General features: G+C 39.1%; 10 protein-coding genes. 7 read left to right on the forward strand and 3 right to left on the reverse strand.

What is annotated here, in order from left to right; translation table 11 throughout:
• The first annotated feature begins 62 nt into the window (after positions 1–62).
• From HCR01_RS22465 to HCR01_RS22480, 5 genes are all read left to right on the forward strand, one after another.
• Positions 63–758 carry an AAA family ATPase gene (locus HCR01_RS22465; RefSeq protein WP_226889548.1) on the forward strand — a complete coding sequence of 232 codons (696 nt, stop codon included), beginning with the start codon at positions 63–65 and terminating at the stop codon, positions 756–758.
• A gap of 71 nt (positions 759–829) precedes the next feature.
• Entirely contained in the window at positions 830–1,810 is a 981-nt protein-coding gene (locus HCR01_RS22470) for an aldo/keto reductase (protein WP_193198330.1), read from the forward strand.
• 21 nt (positions 1,811–1,831) lie between these two features.
• Positions 1,832–1,954 (forward strand): hypothetical protein, encoded by a 123-nt coding sequence (locus HCR01_RS40100; RefSeq protein WP_264299935.1) that lies wholly within the window; start codon positions 1,832–1,834, stop codon positions 1,952–1,954.
• Between the two features lie 161 nt (positions 1,955–2,115).
• The gene (locus HCR01_RS22475) at positions 2,116–2,811 is read left to right on the forward strand and encodes a hypothetical protein (protein ID WP_193198331.1); all 696 of its coding nucleotides are present in this window, start codon (positions 2,116–2,118) and stop codon (positions 2,809–2,811) included.
• A gap of 168 nt (positions 2,812–2,979) precedes the next feature.
• A complete protein-coding gene (locus HCR01_RS22480) occupies positions 2,980–4,206 on the forward strand; it encodes a DUF4336 domain-containing protein (RefSeq protein WP_193198332.1) in 1,227 nt (408 codons plus the stop codon).
• Positions 4,207–4,441: 235 nt separating this feature from the next.
• On the opposite strand, the gene HCR01_RS22485 is transcribed toward HCR01_RS22480, so the two are convergent.
• Positions 4,442–4,945, reverse strand: coding sequence for a 2TM domain-containing protein (locus HCR01_RS22485; RefSeq protein ID WP_193198333.1), 504 nt, complete (start codon positions 4,943–4,945; stop codon positions 4,442–4,444).
• A 210-nt stretch (positions 4,946–5,155) separates the two neighbouring features.
• Here HCR01_RS22485 and HCR01_RS38970 point away from each other — a divergent pair, with 210 nt between their 5' ends.
• On the forward strand, positions 5,156–5,356 hold the full coding sequence (locus HCR01_RS38970; RefSeq protein ID WP_226889549.1) for a hypothetical protein: 201 nt from the start codon (positions 5,156–5,158) through the stop codon (positions 5,354–5,356).
• Here HCR01_RS38970 and HCR01_RS22495 read toward each other — a convergent pair.
• Entirely contained in the window at positions 5,327–6,127 is an 801-nt protein-coding gene (locus HCR01_RS22495) for an RMD1 family protein (RefSeq protein WP_193198334.1), read from the reverse strand. The two genes, HCR01_RS38970 and HCR01_RS22495, sit on opposite strands and share 30 nt — an antisense overlap.
• A gap of 247 nt (positions 6,128–6,374) precedes the next feature.
• Positions 6,375–7,169 carry a creatininase family protein gene (locus HCR01_RS22500; protein WP_193198335.1) on the reverse strand — a complete coding sequence of 265 codons (795 nt, stop codon included), beginning with the start codon at positions 7,167–7,169 and terminating at the stop codon, positions 6,375–6,377.
• A 424-nt stretch (positions 7,170–7,593) separates the two neighbouring features.
• Between HCR01_RS22500 and HCR01_RS22505 the strand changes: the two genes are divergently transcribed.
• Positions 7,594–13,575: a hybrid sensor histidine kinase/response regulator gene (locus HCR01_RS22505; RefSeq protein ID WP_193198336.1), complete on the forward strand. Its 5,982-nt coding sequence runs from the start codon at positions 7,594–7,596 to the stop codon at positions 13,573–13,575.
• The last annotated feature ends 7 nt before the right edge of the window (positions 13,576–13,582 follow it).

Genomic DNA, 13,582 nt, shown 5'->3' on the forward strand with positions numbered 1-13,582 from the left:
TTACCTTCACGATAAAATTTACGTGAATAAATCACACATAAATGCTTTGTACGCCTTGAATTATGCTTGTAGACTTTACCGTCGAAAACTACCGCTCAATTAAAGAACCTGTAACCCTAAGTGCAGTTGCTCAAAAACAAAGCGATCGTCAAACAAGCCAAAGCAGCAAACGCAAACGGGTGAAGTCAGATCATGAAATTGCATCTGGATATCATGTTGAAGGGTGGGATATTGAGCTTTTACCTGTCCTGGCAATTTTTGGAGCTAACGCATCGGGCAAGAGTAATGTTATCCAAGCTCTCAATTATTTATTGCTCATGATGACTCAAGGCACACAGGAAGCAGTAAAAATCCAGAGAATCTTTAAATATGCAAAACTAGACCCTTTCAAATTGGATAGTGTCTCTGTCCACACTCCAACAAAATTTGAGTTAAGAACTATATTTGATAAAACAATTTATACTTATTCTCTAGTAATTAATCAAAATCATATATTTTCAGAAAAGTTAGATTATGCTTTAAACACAACTAAGCGGACTCGTCGTTTATTTCATCGCCAATGGGATGAAACCATTAAAAAATTTATATGGAAAACTGGGGATGATTTTGCTGGTTCCCATAATCAACTCCAGAATAATATTAGAGAAAATGAGTTGTTTATAAATACATTATTAAAACTAAAAGTAGATAGAATTGAATCTCTTGTAAACTGGTTAAAAACTAGTTGGCGTGGAATTAATCTGGGAAGTGAAGATTAAGCGATCGCTTACCATTTCTAGTGTTAAGAATAGCTTTTAAAATTATTAAAGCAATCTATAGACGCGCAAAGATGCAGACTCTCGAAAAACTTTCCCTCCCAAGTATGGGCTGCGGAACTTGGGCTTGGGGCAACCAATTGCTCTGGGGATACAACGAAAGCATGGATGACCAGTTGCAAGCTGTCTTTAACCTTTGTGTGAGCAACGGCGTCACTTTATTTGATACAGGCGATTCTTATGGAACTGGGAAATTAAATGGTCGCAGTGAGCTACTTCTGGGACGATTTGATCGGGAATACGTCGGTACAGGCCAAAAAAATATTTGCATTGCTACCAAGCTTGCTGCTTACCCGTGGAGATGGACACGCCAATCAATGGTGCAGGCCTGTAAGGCTTCTGCCCAGCGCTTGGGAAGAAATGTAGATTTGGTGCAGATGCACTGGTCAACAGCGAACTATGCCCCGTGGCAAGAAAGAGGGCTGTTAGATGGTCTTGCAGATCTTTATGAGCAAGGGTTAGTTAAAGGAGTGGGACTATCTAATTACGGCCCTAAACGCCTCAAACACGTACATCACAAGTTTGCTGAGCGAGGAGTCCCAATTGCTACCTTGCAAGTCCAGTACTCGCTGTTATCTACGTATCCTGTCACACAGCTACATCTCAAAGACGTTTGTGATCAACTAGGAATACAACTGATTGCCTACAGCCCTTTAGCATTGGGCTTGTTGACAGGAAAATTCTCAGAAAAAGGCCCTTTTCCTAAAGGTATTCGAGGTCTACTGTTTAGGCAGTTATTGCCAGGAATGCGATCGCTTTTAGCATGTTTACGAGAAGTTGCACAATCCAGAAATAAGTCTATGTCACAGGTAGCAATTAACTGGTGCATCTGTAAAGGAACTATTCCTATCCCTGGAGCGAAGACCATAAACCAGGCAAGGGATAATATTGGGGCGTTGGGTTGGTATTTGAACTCTAGTGAGATTGCAGAGTTGGATCAAGCGGCCGCAAGTACAGATAAAAAAATGGTACAAAATATCTTTCAAACTAAATAAACTCTCTCATCAACAAAAGCAATGGCACGGATGTTACGGAGGCTTGCTAATACCGCAAGCCTTCACCGTATCTATAATACAGCTATTCTCAAAGGACTGTTGGGCAAAAGATACCGCTATGCGATCGCAGCCGGGGAGATATAAAAATAGCTACACCTATACTAAATGAACCAATATTTATGTTATTCTCCCAGAGAAGAATAAAGAGGAGTGATATGCGAATCAAAAAATTGTCTGTACTTCTTTCAATCTTTTTCGTTGCTCTTTGCTGTTGTTTTAGCTTTAGAGTGGATGCACAGACTCCGATGACAAACAATTTGATTGCAACTATCATCGATGATATGGAACCGCTTCATGAGGGAATGCCGCATGGTGTTCCAAAGAGTTTTAGCTGGGCATCTGCTCCTCGTATAGGTATGGGGAACGATCCACAAGGTTCTAAAGCCATGATGGCATGGGGGCAACTATACGAAGCTGCTGAAGAGAATCCTGCTACTAATACCAGGGTTCAGATAAAAGATATCAAGGCTTATATGCTCAGTAAGATAGATAATAAATGGCATCTTCTCCAAAGTTCAACAGCAGTTGAAGGGGCTGCTTATAAAGAAGATTTTGCTAATGATACTAACAAATCCGCAGATATCCGTTACGAGCAGGATGGTAGTATTTCGGCAAAAGCAGGCGATGGATATAACTTTCACTTCTGGTGTACAACTGGCCGGGTTAAAATTAATCCTTACGACGTGGCAGGTATGTTTACCACTGTTCAAGCCAGGCTGGGACTTGACAATACTGGAGGACAGGACGATCGCTCTCAAGCTCGCTATTTGCTGAGTATGGGTGGTGATTACTGGCCTGACTTAAATTCTGAGTGGAGCGAACGGGATACAATCGGTGATATAGCTATTGGCAAGTTTAAGTACGTTACAAAAGACTGGAAAGCTTTCAATATGTCTAGTCTTTCACCAGAGCAAATCCGTCAAAACCCGCCACCAATCTAGATTACACTCATAAAACCTTTGTGGCGATCACAAAGCGTACCACAGACAATCAGTCATGGCATAGAGTTTTGATACAAGGTCGGTTATTGGCTCTACAATTTGCTAAACTCCAACTTCATGGACGAATAAAAACAATTTGAGCATTGGGAATTTGGAGGGGGTCGCGGAGTGGCTGATGATGAACGCGCAGATAATATAGAACAGGTTCATTCCAGAGATTTTTCATGGCAACTATGGCCCGTTTTGCCACTCTACCCGTATGGCAAACGACGGACAATCCGCAAAGAAGTAGTTAAAGACACAATCTGGACTTTTGACCAACTTCAAGGCATCTTCTACGTTGTTGTGCCGATTCGGATGACCGTTGTAAAGCTAGATGATGGGGGTCTTTTCGTCTATGCACCTGTTGCACCTACCCCAGAGTGTATCCGCCTCGTCAATGAGTTGGTAGCAAAACACGGCAACGTCAGGTACATCATCCTACCAACTATTTCTGGTCTAGAACACAAAGTCTTCGTCGGCCCCTTTGCCAGATGTTTTCCCAATGCACAGGTCTTTGTCGCTCCCAATCAGTGGAGTTTCCCGTTAAATCTGCCACTTAGCTGGCTTGGCTTACCTCCTAAGCGTACTCAGGTACTCCCACAAGACAGTACTAAAACTCCTTTTGCAGACCAGTTTGACTATGCAATGCTGGGCCCCATCGACCTGGGGCCAGGTAAGTTTGCAGAGGTTGCATTCTTCCACAAGCGATCGCACACATTACTAGTAACAGACTCAGTAATTTCTATACCAGAAGATCCGCCTGCGATCGTGCAGTTAGATCCATATCCCTTGCTGTTTCATGCCAAGGATAAAGCTGCTGATATCGTTGCAGACATTCCGGCAAACCGCCGTAAAGGATGGCAGCGTATTTCACTATTTGCTTTGTATTTTCAACCAAGCACCCTGGAGATCAGTGAATGGGGTCAGGTCTTTCGCGATGCCCTGAAAGCACCGGAACGCTCAAATAGAGCCTATTTTGGGTTGTTTCCCTTTAAATGGCGAGAAAACTGGCAGCAATCATTCTATGCACTGCAAGGGGGTGGGCGTTTATTTGTAGCACCAATTTTACAGACCCTCATTCTTAACCGAGCACCACGAGAAACCATCGATTGGGCTGATCAAGTGGCAAGTTGGGACTTCCAGTGGATTGTTCCTTGCCACTTTGACTCACCAATTAAAGCAGCGCCGCATCAGTTTCGTCAAGCTTTTTCCTTCTTAGAAAAGCAACCTGCTGTCAGTGCAGGTTTTGGTGGTAGTTACCCTTTACCGGAAGAAGACTTTGAAGTACTTAGAGTAATTGATACAAATTTATATAAATTAAATATTGTGCCGTCAGTGAAAGAGAAGGTGTAGAAACCCCAAATAGTTGACATCCTCAGACTATTGATAGAACCTATATACCTATAAAGATAGAAATAATACTTCGGTAATCAAGGTATTATTTATCCTAATCCTGATAATTCCTGTGTTTCCTAAATTCAATTTGGTGGAGTCGTAAAAATTTTGCGGCGAATTTTACCCCGGTTTGACTACGGGGTTTTTTATTTCCAGGGCAATGCCTGGGTTGGGCTACGCCTACGCTAATTAACTAAGCTTGCAACGCCTTGAAGCATTTATTCAAAACTGTATTGATAGTTTGTTTAATCTGATGATTGCGGTTCCATTTCTGGAATGCTATTTCGTACTCTTCACCCTTAGTTTGAAAAGTATTCCAGGCATCGAGTCCTACTGGCAAGCCGCTGAACAGCAAAATATACAACGACCAAACAAGACCTCCGCTAGTGAGCAAATCGAGCAGCATCAAAAAACCATTGACAATTGTATAATTGCCGAGACGCTTCTTAAATCTTCTGATGCGGAAGGCGTCAAAGGCTTTTCGCTTTTGCACTTGCCCTTGTTGGACTACCCAGTCGCGTTCTGCTAGTTTTAGGGACTCTGGGGAAATTTCTAACTCAGTTGCAATTTCCAAAAGATGCTCATAAGAAAATTCTGTGTCTTTATCATCTGCTTGACGGGCGATCGCCAATTGCAGAATTTGCTGCACATCTTCTTGGCTATAAGAGCGGATGCTGTTAGGTTCAAACGCCGTCATAATTCTTTCTCTTAATCTTACTTTTGGTTGAGATTTGCTGCCTGACAGATGTTATGAAACCACGCCACCATCAGCAGTACTATTTCCATTATCCCTACACTAGCAAATCTAGATAGTGCTGTAGGTGTGAATTTCTCGGACTAATAAAATTTTCGCTGTTTAGGACGGTTATCACTGCATCCCCGTCCTTACCAGTTAGTTCCTTTATTGATGGCACTGAAGTTAGAAACGGTAAAACTACTCATAGCCGATGATGCATGTATTGGCAAGACCATTGAAACTGGATTAATTATTCATGAGCTTTTAGACCGAGGTGAGATCAAGCGGATATTCCAAACAGCATGGGCAGATTCTTCCAAGTTCTCGTTTTCCTATTTCGCTTTAGCCTTTGAAAATGATGTCATACAATGACAATAGAATCTCTACCACAATCAGAATCACTACATACCACTCTACTCGCTGGCTACTGCTATGCTGCATGAACTCCAGTACCGTTTGTGCGGTTTGGGAAATTAGCTCTAGTTTGCGTTCCAAAGCATTGTGACGTTCACGAATTTCGTATTCATCCTCCAAGCGCAGATATAAGTTTTCTAGCTGTGGAGATTCCCAAAGTAACTCCGGCTTATCGATAATCTCTACTCGACCCACAATCTTATGTTGAACTAACAGGGTAGTGCCAAGTTGACGCAGTAATTCCCGACTCTGGCGTCTGCTCCTATTTTCACGCTGGAGACTAGCTGCAAACGGTTCAATTTGATCAAATACAGTTGCTAAACTAGTCTCATAATGAGACAGCACAACACTCTTAGCGAGAATATCAGCCACAATCTGCAAGCGTTCTACACTAAATTCATGCAGCAAAATTTTTCCCTCCTTAACTCGCTCACTCTGTGCTGTGTTGAGCTGAACTTCCACTTTTTCCGTCTCCGGGTTAGCAAAAGATTCGCTAACTTGAGAGGATAGTTCGGTCAAGAAAACTACCTTTTCCACAGGCTCAAGGTTAAACAGGATAACTGCACCATAGCCCAGCAGCACCGCACAACCGTGTTCACCGACTGTAACCATTAGTGGCATAGTTGCCAAACAGACGTACTTCTCTAATGTCTGTAGGTTAATCTCCTCACCAAGGAATAGGGCCTGCGCTTTAAAGCTATCTCTGTCATTAAAAAGGAGTTTTTGCATTGCCGCCCTATATTATATTCTGCCTGTCCAACTGCTCTGGTAGCGATCGCAATTGATGTCTGTTGTCGGAGATCACTACAATCTCAGCTTACCAATAAACCTATCCAGGCGTACTGCGGGAGCGATCGCCTGACTATTCATTGATTCAAAGCTGGGATATCTATCTGGTTTCCTTTTGCGCTTTTCTTAGTGCCATTCCAGCCTTAACCCTTGACCTTTGACCCCCTATCTCCTTTCACTAACTGCATTAAGGCTGTCGAAAGGCATAGATATCTTGAATGACTTGTACCCAACCATTGGCGACAGATTCGAGAATGCGATCGCCTTTTTCTTTAGTTGCAGTTGTAGCGTCGCCAATTACTCCACTTTTACTAATATCCCGCGTCACCCAAGCCACAGGTAATTTACCCTCCCAACTCAGCAAACTAGTTTCTGACTGTTCTGGTGGATACTCTGCAACAGCTCTCTCCAGCTTTACTTGCTCTGGTAAAATCGACAGCATAATACTAGTTTCTGCATCTCCAGCGTGCATTCCTAGTGCTGCTTCTTTCGGAGTTAATAATTCCTTAGTGATGTTTGGCACACGCCAAGTAAACAGCGGAAATACTAAAAAGTCATCATACATAACATGTAAATCCCGCGCTGCCATTTGCATGACTTGGGGCTGTCCACCGTGAGAGTTCATCAACACCAGTTTTCTAAACCCAGCACGATAGATACTTTCTCCCACTTCCATGATGATTGCCGTGAGAGTTGCTGTACTCAGGCTAATCGTGCCAGGAAAGTGTAAGTGTTCGTTAGATTTGCCATAATAAAGCGTTGGTAAGGCATAAGCGGGAATCCTAAAGTCTAGTTTTTCCAATGCTTTTCCCAGTACTCCCACACCAATAGCAGCATCTACAATTAACGGCAGATGAGGGCCATGTTGTTCAATTGCCCCTACTGGTTGAATAATCACCACATTTTCCTTATCTGGCATGGACTGGATGTCAGTCCAAGTGAGGTAGGAAAAAAAGCGTTTTGGAGGAATGAAACTGTGCATATTACTTAGGGATATTATTTTTGCAACACAACTAATAAAAAGGTAACGACTTCAATATAAGTAAAAACAGGTTCCTATGCTTTCTTGAGGCACGATCAATTTGAGTCACCCAAGACACGCTTAAACGCATACATAATCTCTATGCCTTTCAAAAAAGATGAAGAGATCAAATCTAAGGAAAAAGGCAAGCTAAGCACTTATACTTCTATTTCTCAACTTGAACAGAGATAAAAGGTAGCATCAATATAGAAAATATTAGTTGAGCGACTACTCCTCTTGCTTAGGCGTAAAGATATGGCAATTCTCACTTGGGTGAGGTATGTAAATTTCATTACGAAGTCTCAGATCGACTTTATCTCTTACGCTGTAACCCTTCCCCAAACTCTATCAGTTGTATTGCACAGAAGCCAAAACTGCTATAAAAATGAACCTTGCGATCGCTAATTACAATCTCATTGCTGTCCTTTATGAAAGCAACACTACTGGTGTCTATCGTGCTTTAAATGAGTCAGATAAAACCGTAGTGATTATTAAAACTACTAAATCCGAGTATCCAACTCTAGAGCAACTTGCTAGATTAAGATACGAATATAAAATACTTAAATCTTTACAAATAGAAGGAGTTGTTAAACCTTTAGCTTTAGAGAGCTATCGAAATAGCCTGGCGTTAATCTTGTTAGATTTTGAAGGAGAACCGCTGAATAATTTTATCATTCAGACAGGTTTTGAAATGAATAGTTTTTTGGAAATTGCTATTCAATTAGCTTCAACGCTTGCTCAATTACATGAAAATCAGATTATTCATAAAGATATTAAGCCCCACAACATTCTCATTAATCAAAAAACAGGTCAGGTAAAAATTATAGATTTTAGTATTTCATCATGCCTATCGGTAGAAATTCAAAGTCTCAGTAATCTCAATTTGTTTGAAGGGACTTTAGCCTATCTGTCACCAGAACAAACTGGGAGGATGAATCGTTCGATTGACTATCGAACTGACTTTTACTCATTAGGCGTTACTTTCTATGAAATGCTAACGGGGCAGTTGCCCTTTCCGACTACTGATACTTTGGAATTAATTCATTGTCATATTGCTAAAACACCGCGATCGCCTAAAGAACTCAACTCGGAAATACCCCAAACAATTTCTGATATGGTGATGAAATTGTTAGCTAAAAACGCTGAAGAACGTTATCAAAGTGCTTTAGGATTAAAAGCAGATTTAGAAGTTATCCAAAGAATGTTACAGACATCTTCAAATCTTGAAGAATTTATTGTTGGTCAGCTTGACTCACACAGCCAATTTCTCATTCCCCAAAAGCTTTATGGTCGAGAAAAAGAAGTAAATACATTACTAAATGCTTTTGAGCGCATCAGTAGCGGTAAAACTGAAATAATGCTTATTTCTGGTTATTCAGGAATTGGTAAATCTTCTTTGGTAAACGAAATTATTAAACCAATTGTGCGGCAAAGGGGATACTTTATTTCTGGTAAATTTGACCAGTTTAAACGCAATATTCCTTATGCTTCATTAATTCAAGCCTTCCAAGAGTTAATGCGCCAAGTGTTAACAGAAAATAATGAATCCTTAAAAAATTGGAAATCTAAACTATTAGCTGCTCTTGGTTCTAATGGTCAAGTCATTGTAGATGTAATTCCCGAAGTTGAACGAATTATTGGTTCTCAGCCTGCGGTTTCTCAATTAGGTGCATCAGAAACTCAAAATCGTTTTAATCGAGTGTTTCAACAGTTTATTCATGTATTTACTAAACCAGAACATCCCCTAGCTTTATTTCTAGATGACTTACAGTGGGCAGATTTAGCTACTCTGAAGCTAATTGAGTTAATTATGACTGCTCCAGATAGTCAACATTTGTTATTAATTGGGGCTTATCGAGATAACGAAGTTAGCGCTACTCATCCCTTACTTCATACTTTATATAAGATTCAAAAAACTAAAACTAATGTAAATAATATTATTCTCCGAGAACTGAATATTGATTATATTAATCAACTAGTTGCTGATACTCTAAACAGCAGTATGATAAAAATTAAGCCACTAGCTAACTTACTATTGCATAAAACTCAAGGTAATCCTTTTTTCTTAACACAGTTGCTCAAATTTCTTTATCAAGATGACTTATTAAAATTTAATTTTTTTAACGGCGTTTGGGAATGGGATATTGAGCGATTACAAGGTATTAACATCACTAATAACGTTGTCGAATTAATGGTCAACCAGATTCAAAAGCTGTCACCAACAACGATTAACGTCTTAAAATTAGCTGCCTGTATTGGGAACAAGTTTACTTTAAAAGTTTTATCAATTGTTAATGAAAAAACCCAGTTAGAAACTGCTAAAGATTTGTGGGAAGCTCTACAAGCAAATTTAGTTTTACCCTTGAGCAATTCCTACAAAATTCCCCTTGCATTTGATACCGAAGACCAGACCAAGAAGCCATTTGAACAGTTAAAGGTTGGCTACAAGTTTTTGCATGACAGAGTGCAGCAAGCATCTTATTCTCTGATTCCAGACGCTCAGAAAAAACAAACTCATCTAAAAATCGGCGAACTACTACTGAAAAACACCTCAGAAGCAAAGTTAGAAGAAAATATTTTTGAGATTGTCAATCAATTGAATATTGGCTCTGAATTGATTGTCAAACAAAAACAAAGATATGAATTAGCAAAACTTAATCTGATAGCAGGTAAAAAAGCTAAAGCAGCAACGGCTTATGAAACTGCTGTCAAATATTTAACGATAGGAATAGCACTTCTTACAAAAGATAGCTGGGAGAGTCAGTATGAGTTAACACTAGCTCTTTACGTTGAAGCGGTGTCAGCAGAATACCTAAACACTAACTTTGAGCGAGCAGCTATCTTAACAGAAATTGTTCTCCAACGAGCTGCAAATCTGCTTGACAGAGTGCAAGTCTACGAGATGCAAATCCAGTTTTGTATTGATCAAAATCAAATGCTTAAAGGCATTGAAAAAGCGCTGCAAGTATTGGAAATGCTAGATGTCTCCTTATCGAATTTACCAAATGACGAGAAATTAAGACCGCAATTGCCTCAGTTGCAAGACTTAGAACATACGCCAGCTATGACAGATCTTGCTCAAATGGCAGCTCTACGTATTTTAATGATTATTGTCCCATCAGCGTTTATTGCTGCTCCCAAGATTTATGTGCAGGTGATCCTGACTATGGTCAATCTCTGTATTGAACATGGACATTCAGCTATTGCTGCTTTTGTGTATTGTCAATATGGTTTAGTGCTATCGGGAGTGTTGGGAGAATTGGATGCTGGATATCAATCTGGAAAACTAGCTCTAAGGCTGTTAGATAAATTTAAAGCAGACGAACTAAAATGCAAAGTTTACTTAGTATTTAACACTTTTATTAGACCTTGGAAAGAACATATTAATAATACTCTTGAACCACTAAAAGAGGGATATAAAAGTGGGATAGAAACAGGAGATATAGCATGGTTAGGCTATAATTCTGCATATTATTGCGACCATTTATTCTTTGTTGGCGAATCCTTAGAAGTAGTAGCTGCTCAACAGAGCAAATACTTAAATTCTATGCTTCATCTAAAACAAATTTTGCATATTTATTGTATTAACCCATTTAGAAGATTGGTTTTAAAACTTATTAATGTAGCAGAAGAACAATATGTTTTTAATGGCAAAATCGTCACAGATGAAGAAATATTACAAGATTTAATTACCGCTAAGAATTATATGTGTGCTTTTTCAGCGTATGTTTCTCAAGTCATTTTTGATTATTTATTTAAAAATTATGATGGAGCGATCGCTAATGCATCTTCAGCTTTAGAGTATGCAGGAAGTGCTGTTAATCAGGTTGTTACAGCCATACATAACTTCTATTATTCTCTTTCTCTACTTGCCTTAGCACGTACTCTTTCAGAACAGGAACGCAAAGAAGCTTTGAATAAAGTTGTAACAAATCAAGAGATTATGCGAAACTTCGCGTTTCATGCTCCTTGTAACTTTCAACATAAATATGACTTAGTAGAAGCGGAGAAAGCACGCACATTAGGGCAAAATTTAGAAGCAATAGAGCATTATGACCAAGCTATTCAAGGAGCTAAAGAACAAGGATATATCCAAGAAGAAGCTCTTGCAAATGAACTAGCAGCAGAATTTTACTTGTCGTGGGGTAAAGAAAAAATTTTTCACACTTATCTAATCGATGCTTATTATCGATACCTTCGTTGGGGAGCGAAAGCCAAAGTCAAAGATTTAGAAGCAAGATATCCTTATATATTATCTCAAATTTTAAGGCAAAAAACTACACCTACATCAGTAAATCAAGCTATTAACTCCAGGGCTATACCCAGCACTGACATTCTAGATTTAGCTACTATTATGAAAGCCTCACAAGCTATGTCTGGCGAGATTGTTCTTGACAATTTACTGGCTCAATTAATCCGAATTGTTCTAGAAAGTGCTGGTGCAGAAACCGGATTTTTAATTTTAGAAAAGTCAGGAGAGCTATTCATAGAAGCTTCAGGAAGTATTGAAAAGGAGGAAATAAATGTACAACTATCAACTCCTGTATCAACTAGCCAGCAACTACCTGTATCTGTGATCAATTACGTACGTTACACTCAAGAAAATGTTGTACTAAAAGATGCAACTCGTGAAGGAGCTTTTACAACAGATAACTATATCATTAACCATCAACCAAAATCAATTTTATGTACACCAATTGTTCATCAAAGTAAACTTATTGGGATTCTTTACTTAGAAAATAGCTTAATTGATGGGGCATTTACGCCAGAGCGATTAGAAGTCTTACAACTTTTATCTTCTCAAGCAGCCATCTCAATTGAAAATGCCCGTCTTTATAATGATTTGGAAGAATCTAATCGAACACTAGAAGCGAAAGTAGAAGAGCGAACACTAGAATTACAAGACAAAAATTTACAACTGCAACAGGAAATTTACGAACGTCAGCGAGCTGAAGAAGCAGCCTTATCTGCTAGCCGCGCCAAGAGCGAATTTTTAGCTAACATGAGTCATGAACTTCGTACCCCGCTCAATGGTATTTTGGGTTATGCCCAAATCTTTCAGAAAGGCAACAATCTAACAGCACAGCAAAAGAATGGTGTAAACATTATTAATAAATGTGGTGAACACTTACTGACACTTATTAACGATATTTTAGACATATCTAAAATTGAAGCTCGGAAAATGGAACTTTATCCAAAAATCTTTCATTTTCCTGAATTTATGGAAACTATAGTTAAAATATGCCGCATGCGTGCTGAAGAAAAGGGAATTTCTTTAAATTATGAAATTTTATCTCCACTACCAAGGATGATTAAAGCCGATGAAAAACGGTTACGCCAAGTTTTGATTAATTTACTGAGTAATGCGGTAAAGTTTACAGTAAAAGGTAATATAACTTGCAAAGTAGATTATCAAAAAGAGAAACTTCGATTTCAAATAGAAGATACTGGTATTGGCATTGCTTCAGAGCAACTAGACGAAATATTTTTACCATTTAAGCAAGTTGGTGAAGATAATCGTAAGATTGAAGGAACAGGACTAGGATTAGCAATTAGCCTTCAATTAGTTCAAATGATGGGTGGTGAATTAAAGGCAAAAAGTATTTTAGGTGAAGGAAGTGTTTTTTGGTTTGATTTAGCTTTATCTGACGTTTTTCAAGATGCTGATATTCAGAAGCTCGATGAATATAATGTTATTGGTTTTATTAGTTCTAAACGGAAAATTTTAGTAGTAGATGACAAGGAGGAAAATCGTTCTGTTTTAGTTAACATACTACAGCCTTTAGGGTTTGAAATTATGGAAGCTACAAACGGATTAGACGGTCTTAACAAAGCGCGTGAATTTAAGCCAGATGTCATTTTAATGGACTTAGTAATGACTGTAATGGACGGCTTTGAAGCCACTCGCCGTCTTAAAAAGTTACCAGACCTTAAGAAAATGGTAGTAATTGCTGTTTCAGCTAGCGTTTTTGACTTTGAGCAAAAGCAGAGCTTAGAGGTAGGCTGCGACGATTTTCTCTCCAAACCAGTCCAAATTGCAGAGCTTTTAGAAAAATTACAAGTTCACTTGGGATTAGAATGGGTTTACAAGGAGCAGCACAGCAACGTGCAACTTAACACTTCTAATTCCTGCGATCGCAGTAGTACTGTGTTGCTACAGGCTGATAATACATTTGTAGCTCCATCAGCAGAAGAACTTGCACTTTTGCTTGACTTAGCGATGAAAGGTGACTTAAGAAGTATTGCAGAGCAAGCCGCCAAATTAGCAGAATTGGATCAAAAACTAACACCATTTGCTACTCATTTGTATCAACTTGCCAAAAGCTTTAAAGGAAAACAAATTATAGAGTTTATCAAAAAATATTAATAATAAC

It is taken from the genome of Nostoc sp. MG11, from assembly GCF_014904695.1.
Classification (GTDB): Bacteria; Cyanobacteriota; Cyanobacteriia; order Cyanobacteriales; family Nostocaceae; genus Komarekiella.

Coding starts and splice junctions, on each gene's coding strand:
- HCR01_RS22465 (WP_226889548.1), top strand. CDS start 63: ATGCTTGTAGACTTTACCGTCGAAAACTACCGCTCAATTAAAGAACCT.
- HCR01_RS22470 (WP_193198330.1), top strand. CDS start 830: ATGCAGACTCTCGAAAAACTTTCCCTCCCAAGTATGGGCTGCGGAACT.
- HCR01_RS40100 (WP_264299935.1), top strand. CDS start 1,832: ATGGCACGGATGTTACGGAGGCTTGCTAATACCGCAAGCCTTCACCGT.
- HCR01_RS22475 (WP_193198331.1), top strand. CDS start 2,116: ATGACAAACAATTTGATTGCAACTATCATCGATGATATGGAACCGCTT.
- HCR01_RS22485 (WP_193198333.1), bottom strand. CDS start 4,945: ATGACGGCGTTTGAACCTAACAGCATCCGCTCTTATAGCCAAGAAGAT.
- HCR01_RS38970 (WP_226889549.1), top strand. CDS start 5,156: ATGGCACTGAAGTTAGAAACGGTAAAACTACTCATAGCCGATGATGCA.
- HCR01_RS22495 (WP_193198334.1), bottom strand. CDS start 6,127: ATGCAAAAACTCCTTTTTAATGACAGAGATAGCTTTAAAGCGCAGGCC.
- HCR01_RS22500 (WP_193198335.1), bottom strand. CDS start 7,169: ATGCACAGTTTCATTCCTCCAAAACGCTTTTTTTCCTACCTCACTTGG.
- HCR01_RS22505 (WP_193198336.1), top strand. CDS start 7,594: ATGAACCTTGCGATCGCTAATTACAATCTCATTGCTGTCCTTTATGAA.